Source organism: Raineyella sp., from assembly GCF_034933565.1.
Classification (GTDB): Bacteria; Actinomycetota; Actinomycetes; order Propionibacteriales; family Propionibacteriaceae; genus Raineyella.
The window spans coordinates 50,350-67,686 of the sequence record NZ_JAYFNG010000016.1; the positions used below are offsets into that span (position 1 = coordinate 50,350).

Annotated in this window: 13 protein-coding genes; all 13 read left to right on the forward strand. The window is 71.9% G+C overall.

The genetic code is table 11. From position 1 onward, the window contains the following. Positions 1-31: 31 nt before the first annotated feature. The 13 genes from VB059_RS05760 to tpx all read left to right on the forward strand — a co-directional run bounded on the left by VB059_RS05760 (position 32) and on the right by tpx (position 17,265). On the forward strand, positions 32-721 hold the full coding sequence (locus tag VB059_RS05760; RefSeq protein ID WP_323421070.1) for a spherulation-specific family 4 protein: 690 nt from the start codon (positions 32-34) through the stop codon (positions 719-721). Beyond that, positions 718-1,551 carry an endo alpha-1,4 polygalactosaminidase gene (locus VB059_RS05765; protein WP_323421071.1) on the forward strand — a complete coding sequence of 278 codons (834 nt, stop codon included), beginning with the start codon at positions 718-720 and terminating at the stop codon, positions 1,549-1,551. The genes VB059_RS05760 and VB059_RS05765 overlap by 4 nt, the downstream gene beginning before the upstream one ends. A gap of 45 nt (positions 1,552-1,596) precedes the next feature. Further along, positions 1,597-2,040 (forward strand): (deoxy)nucleoside triphosphate pyrophosphohydrolase, encoded by a 444-nt coding sequence (locus VB059_RS05770; RefSeq protein WP_323421072.1) that lies wholly within the window; start codon positions 1,597-1,599, stop codon positions 2,038-2,040. A 37-nt stretch (positions 2,041-2,077) separates the two neighbouring features. After that, positions 2,078-3,058: a sucrase ferredoxin gene (locus tag VB059_RS05775; RefSeq protein WP_323421073.1), complete on the forward strand. Its 981-nt coding sequence runs from the start codon at positions 2,078-2,080 to the stop codon at positions 3,056-3,058. A gap of 169 nt (positions 3,059-3,227) precedes the next feature. After that, positions 3,228-4,949, forward strand: coding sequence for a nitrite/sulfite reductase (locus tag VB059_RS05780; protein ID WP_416339505.1), 1,722 nt, complete (start codon positions 3,228-3,230; stop codon positions 4,947-4,949). Further along, positions 4,946-5,761, forward strand: coding sequence for a phosphoadenylyl-sulfate reductase (locus VB059_RS05785; RefSeq protein ID WP_416339506.1), 816 nt, complete (start codon positions 4,946-4,948; stop codon positions 5,759-5,761). Before VB059_RS05780 ends, VB059_RS05785 begins: the two co-directional genes overlap by 4 nt. Positions 5,762-5,826: 65 nt before the next feature. Then, positions 5,827-6,699, forward strand: coding sequence for a sulfate adenylyltransferase subunit CysD (cysD, locus tag VB059_RS05790; RefSeq protein ID WP_416339507.1), 873 nt, complete (start codon positions 5,827-5,829; stop codon positions 6,697-6,699). Continuing rightward, positions 6,699-7,994: a sulfate adenylyltransferase subunit 1 gene (locus VB059_RS05795; protein ID WP_323421075.1), complete on the forward strand. Its 1,296-nt coding sequence runs from the start codon at positions 6,699-6,701 to the stop codon at positions 7,992-7,994. Before cysD ends, VB059_RS05795 begins: the two co-directional genes overlap by 1 nt. 149 nt (positions 7,995-8,143) lie before the next feature. After that, positions 8,144-8,941 (forward strand): sirohydrochlorin chelatase, encoded by a 798-nt coding sequence (locus tag VB059_RS05800; RefSeq protein WP_323421076.1) that lies wholly within the window; start codon positions 8,144-8,146, stop codon positions 8,939-8,941. Between the two features lie 76 nt (positions 8,942-9,017). Further along, positions 9,018-13,916, forward strand: a complete 4,899-nt coding sequence (locus VB059_RS05805; RefSeq protein ID WP_323421077.1) for an NAD-glutamate dehydrogenase — start codon at positions 9,018-9,020, stop codon at positions 13,914-13,916. A 165-nt stretch (positions 13,917-14,081) separates the two neighbouring features. Further along, complete coding sequence (ilvD, locus tag VB059_RS05810) at positions 14,082-15,926, forward strand: dihydroxy-acid dehydratase (protein WP_323421078.1); 1,845 nt, start codon at positions 14,082-14,084, stop codon at positions 15,924-15,926. A 140-nt stretch (positions 15,927-16,066) separates the two neighbouring features. Beyond that, on the forward strand, positions 16,067-16,594 hold the full coding sequence (locus VB059_RS05815) for a flavodoxin/nitric oxide synthase (RefSeq protein WP_323421079.1): 528 nt from the start codon (positions 16,067-16,069) through the stop codon (positions 16,592-16,594). Between the two features lie 173 nt (positions 16,595-16,767). Beyond that, a complete protein-coding gene (gene tpx / locus VB059_RS05820) occupies positions 16,768-17,265 on the forward strand; it encodes a thiol peroxidase (RefSeq protein WP_323421080.1) in 498 nt (165 codons plus the stop codon). Positions 17,266-17,337: the final 72 nt, after the last annotated feature.

A 17,337-nucleotide genomic window follows, 5' to 3' on the forward strand; every position in this document is an offset into this window, starting at 1 on the left:
ATGAGGCCGGTGGACCGATGAGGAGCGATCGATGAGCACGTACGTCGACCTGACCGAGCCGTCGAGGACCCGTGGCCGGACGCGCCTGCGGGCCGCTGCGCCGTGGTACGTCCACCCGCTCGAGGCGCCGGCCGCCTGGGAGCGCCTCCGTGCGGGCCGCGCCGGCCTCGCGTTCGCCGTGGTCAACGTGTCCGACGGCCCCGGCCCCGCGACGGACGGCTGCTACCGGGAGGCGCTCACCGGGGTCGCGACGCCCCTGCTCGGGTACGTCGACGTGGCGTACGGACGACGCAGCGCCGACGCGATCCTGGCCGACCTGGCCGCCTGGCAGGACCGGTATGCGATCAGCGCGGTGATGCTGGACCGGGTCCCGCCCCGGGCCAGCGGCCGGTGGCGCCTCGGGGTGATCGACCGGTTGCGGGCCGCCGGTGCCGTCGCGGTGGTGGTGAATCCTGGCTGCCCGGCCCCGGCCGACCTGCTGCACCGCGCGGACGTCACCTGCGTCGTCGAGGAGGCCTGGCCGCAGTACCGCAGCCGGCCCGTCCCTCCCGCCGGGGTCCCACCCGCCCGGGTGTGGCACCTCGTCCACGCCTGTCCACCCGAGCAACAGCCTGCGGCGCACGCGCTGGCCGAGGCTGCCGGGGCCGGCCTGTGCTGGACCACCGCCGGACGACTTCCGAATCCGTGGCGCACCCTCCAGGAGGACCAGTGGGACCGGTGAAGTGGGCACCCCTTCTCGTCACGCTGCTCGCCTGGCCGGTGCTGGTCGGCTGCGGCCCACGGCCGGACGCGGCACCGACGGCACCGCCCTCCGGCGTGCCGACGGTCCGGACCAGCAGCGCCGCCGGGCCGTGGTGGGCGCCGCAGGTGGGGGCGACGTTCCACATCCAGTACACCGGCAAGGTCGATTTCACCCGTCAGGTCGACGTCTACAACCTCGACTGGGAGCACACCGGGGCGACCGACGTGCAGGGACTGCGGGAGCGGGGAGTCGCCTCGATCTGCTACCTGAACACCGGCGCGTTCGAGGACTTCCGTCCGGACCGGGACAGCTTCCCGGCCGAGGTGCTGGGGGAGGATCTCGACGGGTGGCCGGGCGAACGCTGGCTCGACATCCGCCGGATCGACACCCTGCTGCCGATCATGACCGCCCGGATGGACGTGTGCAAGGCCAAGGGCTTCGTCGCCATCGATCCCGACAACACCGACGGCTGGACGCAGCGGACCGGCTTCCCGATCAGTGCCGCCGACCAGATCGCCTACCAGCGGGCCCTGGCCCGGGAGGCGCACGCGCGGGGCCTGGCCATCGGGCTGAAGAACGACGGTGACCAGCTCGACGAGCTGGCCGGCGACGTCGACTTCGCCGTGAACGAGGAGTGCGTGGCCCACCGCGAGTGCAACCTGTACACGAACTTCCTGGCCGGCGGGAAGGCAGTCTTCAACATCGAGTACCGGGGCGGCCTCGCGACGGTGTGTCCCCGCCGCCCGGCCGGCATGTCGACCGTGATCAGCAACCGGCAGCTGAGCGGGAAGATCGATGCCTGTCCCTGACCGGCCCGCGGCCCGGCCCGACCGGTGCCATGAGAGAGTGGGCACATGAGCTTCCCTCGCGACCGGCATCTCGTCGTCGGCGCTGCTCTGGTGGACGATCTCGACCGCCCGACCCGACTGCTGGCCGCCCGCCGCCATGCGACGACCCATGCCGGCGACTGGGAGTTCCCCGGTGGCAAGGTCGAGCCGGGTGAGGCTCCGCTCGCCGCGCTGCACCGCGAGCTGGCCGAGGAACTGGCCCTGCCGATCACCGTCGGGTCGGAGGTCCGTGGGCCACTGTCCGACGGCGCCTGGCCGATCGTGGAGGGCTGGCGGATCCGCGTCTGGTTGGCGGTCCCCGCACGTACGGACGTCCGTCCCGGCCCCGCCCACGACCGGTTGCGCTGGCTCGCCGCAGACGAGCTCGACAGCGTGCCGTGGCTGCCGGCCGATGACGCGATCGTCGCGGCGGTCCGCTCCCTGATGGAGCCCGCCACCGCCCGTTCCTGAGCCGCAGCTCCTGAGCGACCTGACCCGGAGGAGTGCCATGACGCAGACCATCCCGCAGCACCGGCCCGGATCCGCTGATCTCTGCTCGGTGCTCTCCCGGGGAGCCGGGGAGCCGGCCGTCGGTACGGCCGCCGAGGCGACCTGCTGGCTGGTGCTCGAGCAGGACGGTCCCTGGGGTGCCAGGGCGGCCACCCAGTCCCGGCTCGACCCGGACCTCGGTGCTCGGCTGGACGCCGCGGTCGCGGCGGTCGGCGGCCGGTTCGCCCTGATGCGCCGGCCGGGCGCCCATCCTGACCGGCCCACCGGCCTGCGCCAGGTGCTGGTGGCCGGCGGCCCGGTCGCCGAGCCGTGGCTCGTCCGCGGCGTGGTCACCGGGCCGGACCGGCTGCTCGACCTGCCGTTCGAGGCCCTGGCCGACCCGACGCCCGAGCGGCTGGTGGCCGTCCTGCCGGAGCTGGCGCCCGCCGCACCGGTGCTGCTGGTCTGCACCAACGGCAAGCGGGACCGCTGTTGTGCCCTGACCGGTCGCCCGCTCGCCGAGATCGCGCAACGGGCCTTCCCGGGTCGTGTGGCGGAGACGACACACCTGGGTGGGCACCGGTTCGCGCCGACCGCCACCGTGCTGCCGTTCGGCGTGTCGTACGCGCGGCTGGACGAGCGGACCGTGGTCGAGGCGCTGCGGGCCGCCGACCAGCGCCGGATCCCGGTGGCGCTCGCCGACCCCGGGCACTACCGCGGCCGCAGCGGCCTGCTCCGCCCGCAGCAGGCCGCCGAACAGGCCTACCGGGCGCTCACCGGGGACCTCGGCCTGCCGGGTCCCGTGGTGCGGGACGCCCGGCCGGTGGGGGAGGGCCACTGGAGCGTACCGGTGGGGGACGGGCCCGCCCAGCGGCTCGTCGAGGTGTCCCGGGTCCGGACCGAAGCGCTCCGGCCGGAATCCTGCGGCAAGGACCCGGTCCCGGTGCCGATCTGGCAGGCGAACGTCCGGACGGAGGGCCCCGGCAGCGCGCCGCGGTGAGCCGGCGGGAGGGCCCTCAACCGGCTGTGGAATGCAGCACAGGTTTTACATTTTGCTATGGGATGGTTAACCTCAGGTGATACCGAAGGCGTGCCTCGCTGCACCCGCGGGGCGCGGCCGCCCCGTACGGCACGCCGGTGACGACCTGCCCCGAAGCGGAGGAGACCCTGTGTCCTACGACCGCACGCCCACCCCGACCGCACCTGCTCACGCGCCCGTCCCGGAGCGTGTCCGAGGACCCAAGAAGGACCGGTCCAACGGTCAGTGGGCCATCGACGGCCGTGCGCCCCTCAATCCCAACGAGGTGGTCAAGCACGAGGACGACGGCCTGAACGTCCGCGCCCGGATCCTCGGGACGTACGCCCATCAGGGCTTCGACTCCATCCCGACCGATGACCTCTTCGGCCGGCTGCGCTGGTGGGGGCTCTACACCCAGCGCGACCAGGACCTCGACGCCACCCGGACCGGCAAGCTGACCGATGCGGAGCTGTCGGACCGGTACTTCATGCACCGGGTCCGGGTCGACGGCCAGATCCTCAGCACCGACCAGATCCGCGTGCTGGCCGGCATCTCGCAGGACTTCGCCCGCGACACCCTCGACATCACCGACCGGCAGAACATCCAGTACCACTGGATCCGGATCGAGGACGTCCCGGAGATCTGGCGTCGGCTGGAGTCGGTCGGGCTGGACACCATCACCGCCTGCGGTGACACCCCCCGCGGCTTCCTCGGCAGCCCGGTCGCGGGCATCGCCGCCGACGAGATCCTCGACCCCACGCCGCTGATCGAGGAGCTCCGCGAGACCTACATCCGGACCGCGGCTTTCACGAACCTGCCGCGGAAGTTCAAGACGGCGATCACCGGGCACCCCAGCCTCGACGTGGTGCACGAGATCAACGACATCTCCTTCGTCGGGGTCCGCCACCCGGAGCACGGCGCGGGCTACGACCTGTGGGTCGGCGGCGGGCTCTCCACCGCCCCCCGGTTCGCCGAGCGGGTCGGGGTCTTCGTCCGCCCCGAGGAGGCGGCCGAGGTCTGGGCCGGCGTCATCTCTCTGTTCCGCGACTACGGCTACCGGCGGCTGCGCAACAAGGCCCGGCTGAAGTTCCTGATGGCCGACTGGGGCCCGGAGAAGTTCCGCCGGGTGCTGCAGGAGGAGTACCTGCACCGCGTCCTGCCGGACGGCATCGCCCCCGTCCCGGACGGCACCTCGGGCGACCACGTCGGCATCCACGACCAGAAGGACGGCCGCAAGTACGTCGGCTTCGCCCCGACCGTGGGCCGGATCGGCGGCACCGGGCTGGCCCGGGTCGCCGAGCTCGCCGAGGCCGCCGGGTCACACCGGATCAGTTTCACCCCGCACCAGAAGCTGCTCGTCCTCGACGTCGAGCCCGACCGGGTCGAGGACCTGGTCGCCGCGATGGACGACCTGGGCCTGAAGGCCGAGCCGAGTCCGTTCCGCCGCTCGACGATGGCCTGCACCGGCCTCGAGTTCTGCAAGCTCGCCTTCGTCGAGACGAAAGGACTCGCCGCCCGGGTCGTCGACGACCTCGAGCAGCGGTTCGAGGGGGTGGACCTGGACACACCGATCAGCCTCCATCTCAACGGCTGCCCGAACTCCTGTGCCCGGATCCAGACCGCCGACATCGGGCTGAAGGGGCAGCTGCTGGGCGGTACGGAGTTCGGCTTCCAGGTCCACCTCGGCGGCGGTCTCGCCTCGGGGGACCGCGACGAGGCCGGCCTCGGGCACACCGTCCGGGGGCTCAAGGTGAGCGCGGAGGACCTTCCGGGTTACGTTGAACGCGTGGTCCGACGTTTCCTGGACCAGCGCCTGGACGGGGAGAGCTTCTCCGCCTGGGTGGCCCGCAGTGATGACAAGGAGTTCCTGTGACGACCGCATCCCAGACCCCGGTAGGCGACGGGCCGGGGCCCCGCAACGCAGCTCCGGCCGGCGACGGGCCGGGGACGTCCGGTCCGGTGCCCGCCGGCAGCCACGGCCCGGGACGGCGCCGCTCGGCGGCCGACCTGCGGGCCCTCGCCGAGGAGGCCGGCGAACGGTTCGCCGACGCGACCGCCGAGGAGGTGCTCACCTGGGCCGCCGAGGAGTTCGGCGACGCCCTGGCCGTCGCCTGCTCGATGGCCGGTGACACGGTGCTGCCGCACCTCGTGGCCGGCGTGCACCCGGGCGTGGACGTGTTGTTCCTGGAGACCGGCTACCACTTCGCCGAGACCCTCGGCACCCGGGCGGAGATCGGGACCGTCCTGCCGGTCACCGTCATCGACGTGCTGCCGCGGCTGACGGTCGCCCAACAGGACGAGCAGTACGGCACGGACCTGTTCTCCCGTGACCCGGGTGCCTGCTGCGCGCTGCGCAAGGTCGAGCCGTTGGGCCGCGAGCTGGCCGGCTACGAGGCGTGGGTCACCGGGCTGCGCCGCGAGGACAACGCCCTGCGTCGCCACGCCCAGCTGGTCGAGTGGGACAACACCCACCACATGGTGAAGCTCAACCCGCTCGCCGGGTGGACCTTCGACGACGTGATCGCCTACGCCGGCCGCCACGGCGTGCCGATCAACCCGCTGCTGACCGACGGCTACCCGTCGATCGGCTGCGAACCCTGCACCCGCCGGGTCGAGCCCGGCGAAGACCCCCGGGCCGGCCGCTGGGCCGGACTGGCCAAGACAGAATGCGGGATCCACCTGTGAGCACCGACTTCGCGCCCGACCTCGACGACGTCACCACCCGCCCCTACGAGCTCAGCCAGCTCGACATGCTGGAGAGCGAGGCCATCCACATCTTCCGCGAGGTGACCGCGGAGCTGGAACGCCCCGTGTTGTTGTTCAGCGGCGGAAAGGACTCGGTGGTGATGCTGCATCTCGCCGCCAAGGCCTTCTGGCCCGGCAAGGTGCCGTTCCCGGTGCTGCACGTCGACACCGGCCACAACTTCCCCGAGGTCCTCGACTTCCGGGACCGTACGGTCGAGCGTCTCGGCCTGACCCTGGTGGTGGCCAAGGTGCAGGACTACATCGACGACGGCCGACTGGCCGAGCGTCCGGACGGGACCCGCAATCCGTTGCAGACCCAGCCGCTGCTGGACGCGATCGCCGCCGGGCGCTACGACGCCGTGTACGGCGGTGGCCGCCGCGACGAGGAGAAGGCCCGCGCCAAGGAGCGCATCGTCAGCCTGCGCGACGAGTTCGGCCAGTGGGACCCGCGCAACCAGCGCCCGGAGCTGTGGGATCTGTACAACGCCCGGCACCGCCCCGGCGAGCACGTCCGGGTGTTCCCGCTGAGCAACTGGACCGAGCTGGAGATCTGGCGCTACATCGAGCGGGAGAACATCGAGCTGCCCGGCCTCTACTACGCCCACGAGCGTGACGTCTTCCGTCGCGACGGCATGTGGCTCGCCGACACGCCGGTCTCCCGCCCCCGAGAGGACGAGCAGGTGGTCCGCAAGCTGGTGCGCTATCGCACCGTCGGTGACATGTCCTGCACCGGCGCCGTCGAGTCCGACGCCGACACCATCGGGCAGGTCATCGCCGAGGTCGCCGCCACCACCCTGACCGAACGCGGCGCCACCCGCGCCGACGACCGCCTCTCCGAGGCGGCCATGGAGGACCGCAAGAAGGAAGGCTACTTCTGATGAGCACGCTGCTTCGCCTCGCCACCGCCGGTTCGGTGGACGACGGCAAGTCGACCCTGGTGGGTCGGCTGCTGCACGATACCAAGTCGATCCTGGCCGACCAGATGGACGCGGTGGAGCGGGTCAGCCGCGAGCGTGGGTTCAGCGGAGCCGATCTCGCGCTGCTCACCGACGGCCTGCGGGCCGAGCGGGAACAGGGCATCACCATCGACGTGGCCTACCGTTATTTCGCCACCCCGCGGCGCTCCTTCATCCTCGCCGACTGCCCCGGGCACGTGCAGTACACCCGCAACACCGTCACCGGCTCGAGCACCGCCGACGTCATCGTGCTGCTGGTCGACATCCGCCACGGCGTGCTGGAGCAGACCCGCCGCCACCTCGCGGTGGCCTCCCTGCTGCGGGTCCCGCATGTCGTGATCGCGGTGAACAAGATCGACCTGGTCGACTACGCCGAGGCGACCTTCCGGGCCGTCGAGGCCGACATCCGTCACGTCGCCAACGGGCTGGGCCTCACCGAGGTGACCGTCATCCCGGTCTCCGCCCTGGTCGGCGACAACATCGCCGAGCGGTCGGCGGCCACCTCCTGGTACGCCGGCCCGTCCCTGCTGGAGGTGCTCGAGGAGCTGCCGACCGGTGACGATCCGCGCCACCAGCCGCTGCGGTTCCCGGTGCAGTACGTCATCCGCCCGCAGTCCGGAGCGGTCGACGCCACGCACCGCGAGTACCGCGGCTACGCCGGCCGGATCGCCGCCGGTGTGGTCCGCCCTGGCGACGAGATCGTCGTCCTGCCCTCCGGCAAGCGCAGTCGGGTGGCCGGTATCGACCTCGCCGACCAGGAGCTCGACGAGGCCTTCGCACCGCAGTCGGTGACCCTGCGGCTGACCGATGAGATCGACATCGCCCGCGGCGACCTGATCGCCTCGGCGCAGGACCGGCCGACCCCGACCCGCGACCTCGACGCCCTGGTCTGCTGGCTGGCCGAGCGCCCGCTGGTGGAGGGCGCCCGGGTGCTGGTGAAGAACGGCGCTCGTACGGTCCAGGCCATCGTCCGCAGCATCGACGCCCGTCTCGATCTCGACACCCTGGTCGGCCGGCCGACCGAGCGGCTCGAGCTCAACGACATCGGCCGGGTCCGGCTGCACCTCGCCGCCGACCTGCCCACCGAGCCCTACGCCCGGGCCCGCCACACCGGCGCCTTCCTGCTGGTGGACCCGCAGCAGGCCGGGACGCTGGCGGCCGGCATGGTGGTCAGTGCCGATCCGGACTCCGGCAACGACACGGACTGGGTGATCTGATGACCTGCCCCGCGCCCGCCGTGGTGGTCGACAGGGCCGCCCCGGGCGGTCCGGTCACCGCACGGCCGGCGCGGGGTGCTGTCCCTTCGCCCGCGGGAACAGCCGCGACGACGGGGGAGTCGAGGCCCGGTGCGCCGGGCGCCGGGCCGGTGCCGTCCGTCGTGCTGGCCGCGCACGGCACCCGTGACCCGGCGGGGGCCCCGGCGGTGCTGGCCATCGCCGCGGCGGTCCGCGAGCGACTCTCGACCAGGGTCGAGGTGGGCTGGCTGTCCACCGGGGAGCCGACCTTCGCCGAGCTGGTCACCCGGGCCCGTCCCGACGTGGTGGTGCCGCTGCTGCTCGGCACCGGCCATCACGTCCTGGTCGACATCCCCCGGATCGTCGCCGGTACCGCCGGCGATCGACCGGACGCCACCGGCCGTTCCGCGACCATCGACGTCCCCGCGGCCACCGATCTCCCCGCCGGCCTGCTCGGTGCGTCCCGGCCCACGGCGCCGGTGGTCACCCCGCACCTGGGACCGGCCCGGGAGATCGTGATCGCCCTGGCCGAGCGGGTCCGTGCCGTCGACCCCGAACCGGTGGCCGTCGTCCTCGCCGCCGCGGGCACCTCCCACCCGGTGGGCCGCAGCGAGACCCGGCAGGCCGCTGACCTGCTGTCCCAGTTCCTCGGCGTCCCGGTCCGGGTGGCGTACGCCAGTGGGGCCGGGCCGGACGTGACCGAGGCCGTCCGGACGCTGCAGGCATCGGGGGCCCGGCGGGTGAGCGTGCTGCCGTACGTGCTGGCCCCCGGGGTCTTCGCCGAGCGGATCCGGACGGCTGCGGAGTCCGTCGGTGCGGTCACCGCGGGCGTGCTCGCCGCCCACCCCGGCGTCGTCGACCTCGTCGTCCGCCGGGTGTGCGCCGCCGCCGCGGCGATTCCCCGGTCCCCGCAGGCCCGGGCCGCGTAGACTTCCGGGCATCCAGGGTGCCCGGTCGCCCGAGGTCGCCGGAGCGCCGCCCACGACATGGAGGTCGGTGCGGACGATGGCTGTGCCTCACGCGCAACGCGATGCTCTTCTCGCCGCCGGCGCCGAGCGCGCCACCGGGATGGACCAGGACGAGGTGCTGACCCTGCTGGGCGCCTTCTGGCGCGACCTGAGCACGGAGACACTCGCCACCCTGCGACCCGAGGACCTCCTCGGCGCGGCGTTGTCCCACCGGCAGCTGGCCGAGCAGCGGGCCCCCGGCGAGATCCGGCTGCGGGTGTTCACCCCGACCGTCGAGACCGACGGCTGGGGGACCCGCAACACCGTCGTCCAGGTCGTCATCGACGACATGCCCTTCCTGGTCGACTCGGTCTCCGCCGCACTCCAGGACGCCGGCGCCAACGTCCGCTTCGTCACCCACCCGCAGGTCACGGTGGAACGCACGGAGGACGGCACGCTGGTCTCCGTCGGGCCCCGCGACCCCGATCGGGTGTCCGCGGTGGACGAGTCATGGATGCACTTCGAGGTGGTCCGCACCACCGATCGGGAGGCGATCGAGCGGATCGAGACGGTCGTCCGCTCCACGCTCGCCGACATCTGCAGCGCCTACCGGGACTGGCAGGAGATGGGCCGGGTGGCCCGGGACGCGGCCGCGCAGACCGCCGCGCTCGCCGCCGCCGGGCGTACGGATGCCGGGCCGGCGACCGAGTTGCTGCAGTGGCTGCTCGACGACCAGTTCCTCTTCCTCGGCTACATCCGCTTCCGCACCGGGACCGACGGGGTGACCGCGGCGGATCCGGCATCCGCGCTGGGCATCATGCAGCACGCGGCGGGGGCCGCCGATCTCCCGCTCGACACCGAGGCGGCCCGCGCCGCGTGGGCCGCCTCGCCGGTGCTGATCACCAAGGCGAACCAGCGGGCCACCGTCCACCGCCGGGCCTTCATGGACATGGTGGTCGTCAAGACCTGCGCCGAGGACGGGACGGAGACCGGCAGCCATCGTTTCATCGGCCTGTTCACCTCCAGCGCCTACCACGAGTCGGTGACCAAGGTGCCGTACCTGGTCGACAAGGTGGACGCGGTGCTGGCGGCCGCCGGCTTCCCGCTGGACTCACACCGCGGCAAGGCGCTGCTCAGTGAGCTGGAGAACTACCCGCGCGACGAGCTCTTCCGGTGCGGTGTCGAGGAGCTCACCCGCAACAGCGTGGCCATCGTCAAGCTGCGCGAGCAGATCCGGACCAAGCTCTTCCTGAGCAAGGACCCGTTCGGCCGGTTCATGTCCTGCCTGGTCTACCTGCCGCGGGACCGGTACAACACCTCCGCCCGGCTGGAGGTGTCGCGCATCCTGCGCGAGCGGCTCGAGGCCGAGACGGTGGACTACACCACCAGGGCCACCGAGTCGCCGCTGGCCACCCTGCACTTCATCCTGCACATGGCCCCGGGCCGGACCGTCCCCGAGGTCGATCCCGAGGATCTGGAGAGCCAGATCGTCGAGGCGACCCGGGACTGGGACGAGGATCTCGGCGCGGCGATGATCGAGGAGTTCGGCGAGGGGCTGGGCGACCTCTACACCGAGGCCTACCGGGGCGGCTTCCCGACCGCGTACAAGGAGGTCTTCCCGCCCCGGGTCGGGGCCGCGGACCTGCGCGAACTGGAGGGGATCGGCGCCGACGAGCTGCGGCTCAATCTGTATCGCACCCCGACCAGCCCGGCGCAGGAGCGCCGACTCAAGATCTACAGCCGCGGTGGGCTGTCGCTGAGCGCGATCCTGCCGGTCTTCACCCATCTCGGCACCGAGGTGACCAGCGAGCGTCCCTATGTCCTCGAACGCTCCGACGGGGTGCTGTTCCACGTCTACGACTTCGGCCTGCGCCCCCTCGGCGCGGCGACCTGGGAGGGGGAGGACACCCGGGCCCGGTTCCAGGAGGCCTTCGCCGCGGCCTGGGAGGGTCGTACGGAGCCCGACGAACTCGAGGGCCTGGTGCTGCTCGCCGGCCTCACCTCCCGCGAGGTGGTCGTCCTGCGGGCGGTCACCGCCTACCTGCGCCAGATCGGCATCGCCTATTCGCAGACCTACCTGCGCTCGGTGCTGCTGGCCCATCCCGAGATCGCCGCGCTGATGGTGGAGCTGTTCGGGGTGCGTTTCGACCCGGACCGGTTCGCCGGCCGCTCCATCGACCCGGAACGCCGGCAGGCCGAGGAGACCATCATCGCCCGGCTCGACGAACTGATCGGGGCGGTGCCCTCCCTCGAGGAGGACCGGATCCTGCGCCGCTACGTCGGGGTGATCCGCGGCACCCTGCGGACCAACTACTACCAGCGGGCCCGGGAGGCTCCGCACGACGCGTCCACCACACAGCCGACCGTCGCACTGAAGCTGTCCCCGGCGACGATCCCCGGGATGCCCGCGCCGCAGCCGCTGTACGAGATCTGGGTCTACAGCCCCCGGGTCGAGGGGGTGCATCTGCGCTTCGGCAAGGTCGCCCGCGGCGGGCTGCGCTGGTCGGGCCGACGCGAGGACTTCCGCACCGAGATCCTCGGGCTGGTGAAGGCCCAGATCGTCAAGAACGCCGTGATCGTCCCGACCGGCGCCAAGGGCGGCTTCTTCCCCAAGGGGCTGCCCGACCCCGCGGTGGACCGGGAGGGCTGGGCGACCAAGGGCCGGGAGGCCTACCAGCTCTTCGTCGGGGCCCTGCTCGACCTCACCGACAATCTCGTCGACGGGATGGCGGTGCCGCCGCCGCGGCTGGTCCGCCATGACGGCGACGACACCTACCTGGTCGTCGCGGCGGACAAGGGGACCGCGAGTTTCTCCGACATCGCCAACGCCATCGCCCGGACCTACGCGTACTGGCTCGACGACGCGTTCGCCTCCGGTGGGTCCACCGGCTACGACCACAAGGCGATGGGGATAACCGCCCGCGGCGCCTGGGCATCGGTGCAGCGCCATTTCCGCGAGCTGGGCCGGGACGTGCAGCGGGACGACGTCACCGTGGTCGGCATCGGCGACATGTCCGGGGACGTGTTCGGCAACGGGATGCTGCTCTCACCGCACATCCGGCTGGTCGCAGCCTTCGACCACCGCGACATCTTCCTCGATCCGGACCCCGACGCCGCGCGGTCCTTCGCCGAACGCCGGCGGCTGTTCGACCTGACCCGGTCGTCCTGGCAGGACTACGACCGCTCGCTGATCTCCGCCGGGGGTGGCGTGTTCTCCCGGTCACTGAAGCGGATCGCGATCACCACGCCGATGCGGACGGCCCTGGGCCTCACCGACGCCGCGGACGAGCTGTCGCCCAACGATCTGATCCGCGCCGTCCTCAAGGCCCCGGTCGATCTGTTGTGGAACGGCGGCATCGGCACGTACGTCCGGGCCAGCGAGGAGTCGGACAGCGAGATCGGCGACCGGGCCAACGACCCGGTGCGGATCACCGGCGCCGAGCTGCGGGCCCGGGTGGTGGGTGAGGGCGGCAACCTGGGGTTCAGCCAGCTGGGCCGGATCGAGGCCGCCCGGCGCGGCATCCACCTCAACACCGACGCGATCGACAACTCGGCGGGGGTGGACACCTCGGACCACGAGGTGAACCTGAAGATCCCGCTCAGCGGCCTGGTCCAGATCGGCGAGCTGACCTACAAACAGCGCAACCGCCTGCTCGCGGAGATGTCCGACGAGGTCGCCCGGCTGGTGCTGGAGGACAACTACAGCCAGAACCTGCTGCTGGGACACTCCCGGGAGCGGGGCGGTAAGCGGCTGGGGGCCTACCTGCGGCTGCTGCACTACCTCGAGGACCGCGGGCTGCTCGACCGGGAGCTCGAGTCGCTGCCCTCCGACCAGGAGCTGCACACCCGCGAGCGGGTCGACGAGGGCCTGACCAGTCCGGAGCGGGCCGTCCTGCTGGCGTACGTCAAGCTCGCCCTCAAGCAGGACATCAACGCCAGCGGGTTGCCGGACGAGGCCTGGTTCAGCCACGAGCTGCGCCGCTACTTCCCCCACCAGATCCGCGAGCGCTTCCCGAAACTGCCCGACACCCACCCGCTGCGGCGCGAGATCATCAGCAATGTGGTGGCCAACTCGGTGGTCAATCTGGGCGGCATGACCTTCGCCCAACGGTCGCTGGAGGAGACCGGGGCGACGATGCCGGAGATCGCCCGTGCGGTGGTCCTCGCCCGGGAGGTCTTCGACATCGACCGGTTCATGCAGTCCGTCAAGGCCCTCGACAACGTCGTCGGGACCGGGGTGCAGGCACGGTTGCACCGGGAGTCCCGGCGGCTGCTGGACCGAGCGACCCGCTGGATCCTGCTGGAGCGGCCTTCGAACAGCGACCTCGGCAGCGACATCGACCGCTACCGGCCCGGTGTGGCGGCCTTCGAGCAGCGGATGGACCAGCTGCTCAACGGCGCGGAGCGCACGCGCTTCGAGACCGACGTCGCCGAGCTCACCCGGGCGGGGGTGCCCGAGGATCTGGCCCGCTGGGCCGAGGGGCTGCTGGACGCCTTCGCCCTGCTGGACATCACCGACCTGGCCCGGGGCGCCGAGGAGGACCTCACCGACGTGGCGGAGCTCTACTTCGCGGTCACCGAGCAGTTCGACGTCGACGGGCTGCTGACCAGCATCAGTACCCTGCCGCGCGACGAGCTGTGGGACTCACTGGCCCGCAGCGCCGTACGTGCCGACGTGTACGCGGCCGCCAAGTCCCTCACCGCCTCGGTGATCGCCACCACACCCGGCACCCTGGAGGTCGACCAGCGGCTGCGGCAGTGGATCCAGGACAACGCCGCGGCTGCCCAGCGGGCCCACCGCTCGCTGCAGCAGCTGCACGAGCTCCCCGAACCGGGCCTGGCGGCCGTCTCGGTGGTGCTGCGCCACATGCGGTCGGTCTCCCGCTCCGGCTCCGCGGTGGCGGGCTGGACGCTCCGGGGCGGCCGGACCGCTGGGACGACCGAGCCAGGGAAGTGAGCGGGCCGGGCAGAGGCGCAAGCCACGGCAGATGAGCGGGCCCGGACCAGGGAGACAACCGGGCCAGGGACGCGAGCGGGCCAGTGGGTGGCGATCCGGCGGCCGGGATCGCCACCCGGGCTAGTCTGGTGACCCGTATCACCGCACCAGCCTTCGGAGGTAGAAGTGCCCGAACTGCGTTCCCGGACGACGACCCACGGTCGCAACATGGCCGGCGCCCGCGCCCTGTGGCGCGCCACCGGCCTGACCAACGACGACTTCGGCAAGCCGATCGTCGCGATCGCCAACTCGTTCACGCAGTTCGTGCCGGGCCACGTCCACCTCAAGGACATGGGCCAGCTCGTCGCCGAGGCGGTCAAGGAGGCCGGCGGCGTCGGCCGGGAGTTCAACACCATCGCGGTCGACGACGGCATCGCGATGGGCCACGACGGGATGCTCTACAGCCTGCCCAGCCGTGAGCTGATCGCCGACTCGGTCGAGTACATGGTCAACGCGCACAAGGCCGACGCACTGGTCTGCATCTCCAACTGCGACAAGATCACCCCGGGCATGCTGCTCGCCGCGCTGCGGCTGAACATCCCCACCGTCTTCGTGTCCGGCGGCCCGATGGAGGCCGGCAAGGCCGTCATCCACGCCGACGGCACGGCGGAGACCCGCCTGGACCTGATCGACGCGATGATCTCCTCGGTCGATCCGGCGGTCACCGACGACGAGATCAGCCGGATCGAGGAGTCGGCCTGCCCGACCTGCGGCTCGTGCTCGGGCATGTTCACCGCCAACTCGATGAACTGCCTGACCGAGGTGATGGGCCTGTCGCTGCCCGGCAACGGCTCCACGCTGGCCACCGCCGCCGCCCGCAAGGGCCTCTTCCAGCGCGCCGGCAGGCTGGCCGTCGAGCTGGCGAACCGCTACTACCACGACGGTGACGACTCCGTGCTGCCGCGCGCCATCGCCACCAAGGAGGCCTTCGCCAACGCGATGACCCTGGACATCGGCATGGGCGGGTCGACGAACACGATCCTGCACCTGCTCGCCGCTGCCCAGCAGGCCGGAGTGGACTTCGACCAGGACGACATCGACCGGCTGTCCCGGCACACCCCGTGCATCTGCAAGGTCGCCCCGAACACGCACAACTACTACATGGAGGACGTCCACCGTGCCGGTGGCATCCCCGCCATCATGGGCGAGTTCGCCCGCGCCGGCATGCTGGACACCTCGGTGCACGCGGTGCACAGCCCTGATCTGGCGACCTGGCTGGCCGCCTGGGACATCCGCAGCGGCAGCACCACCGACGAGGCGATCGAGCTCTTCCACGCCGCCCCCGGTGGGGTGCGGACCACCGTGCCGTTCTCGTCCACCAACCGCTGGAAGACCCTCGACACCGACGCCGAGAACGGCTGCATCCACTCGGTCGAGCACGCCTACACCGCCGACGGCGGGCTGGCGATCCTCAAGGGCAACATCGCCGAGGACGGCTGTGTGGTGAAGACCGCCGGGGTGCCCGAGGACCAGTGGACGTTCAGCGGGCCGGCCAAGGTCACCGAGTCCCAGGAGGAGGCCGTGGAGGCCATCCTCGGCGGCCGGATCGAGGCCGGCGACGTGGTCGTCGTACGGTACGAGGGGCCGAAGGGTGGCCCCCGCATGCAGGAGATGCTCTACCCGACGTCGTATCTCAAGGGCGTCGGACTGGGCCCGAAGTGTGCACTGATCACCGACGGCCGGTTCTCCGGCGGCTCGTCCGGCCTGTCGATCGGCCACGTCTCCCCGGAGGCCGCCTCCGGCGGTGCGATCGGCCTGATCGAGGACGGCGACATCATCGAGATCTCCATCCCCGACCGGACGATCAACGTCCGGCTCTCCGACGAGGAGCTCGCCGCCCGCCGTGCCGCCCGCGAGGAGCAGGGCTGGCGACCGGCGCACCGGGAGCGCGAGGTCTCCCAGGCGCTGAAGATCTTCGGCGCCCTGGCCCAGTCGGCCGACAAGGGCGCCGCCCGCCGCCCGCTCGACTGAGGCCCCGCAGCCGTCCGGTTGCTCCGTCCCGCAACGCGCGATCGGCCCCGCAGGGACCGACCGCGCGTTGCGGCTGTCGTGACCGCACCCTTTCGGCGATACTGGACAATCATCCCGAGGGGCGGCCGAGGAGGGCAGCGGTGGGCGTACTGATCGTGTGCGAGTCGAGTTTCGGCAACACCAGACACGTCGCCGAGGCCATCGGGGCCGGACTGTCGAAGAAGGGCCACCACGTCGCCCTCTTCGCCGTCGAGAACGCCCCACGGGAGATCCCTGAGGACGTGACCCTGCTGCTGGTCGGCTCCCCGACGCACAACATGGCGATGACGACCGCCGAGACCCGGGCCCGAGCGGTGGCGGAGGGAGCTCCGACGGCACCGGCGATCGGCGTCCACGAGTGGATCGACGTGGTCACACCGCGGCGTACGCTGCTCGTCCGCACCTTCGACACCCGCACCACCGGCCGGTTCCTGCCCAGCGCCGCCCGGGACGCGGCGCGGGCGCTGAAGTCGAACGGCTTCCACGGGGCCAAGACGGGCGAGTCCTTCCAGGTCGATCCGCGCACCACCGGGCTGGCCGACGGCGAGCTGCAGCGGGCCCACGAGTGGGGGATGGCCCTGGCCGATCTTGATCCTGGGGCCGGGACGGACCACCTTCCCCGGCACTGAGCGGCGGCCCCTTCGGACGTTGCACAGACGGTCTCTCACGCTGCGCAAATCACCCGATCACACCGGTCCGGGCGGGTCGGCACGGTCGGCACGGTCGACTCACGCCGATCCGGGCAGGCGCGGGCGGCACGCCAGGCTGGCGTGCTCCAGCTCACACGTGATAGTCAGAGCGCATGGCAACCACTGCATTCAAGGGCACCCCTGTCCACACGGTGGGGGAGCTCCCCGTCGTCGGGAGCAAGGCACCCGCCGCCAGCCTCTCCGGGGCGGACCTGTCCGAGCTGACCGCCGAGACCTTCAGCGGCAAGCGCGTCATCCTCAACATCTTCCCCAGCATCGACACCCCGGTGTGCGCCACGTCGGTGCGCAGGTTCAACCAGCTGGCCTCCGGCCTCGAGGACACCGTCGTGGTCTGCGCGTCCGCCGACCTGCCGTTCGCGGCGAGCCGCTTCTGCGGCGCCGAGGGCCTCGACAACGTCGTGACCGGCTCCTCGTTCCGCTCCGACTTCGGCACCGCCTTCGGCGTCGAGCTCGCCGACAGCGGCATGAAGGGGCTGCTGGCCCGGTCCGTCATCGTGATCGACGCCGACGGCACCGTGCTGCACTCCCAGCTGGTCCCCGAGATCACCACCGAGCCGGACTACGACGCCGCACTGGCCGCTCTCGCCTGATCGGACCTCTTCCGGTCGAGTCCTCTTCTGATCGAAACCGCGCCGGCCCTCCGGCCGCGCTTCCTCGTGCCC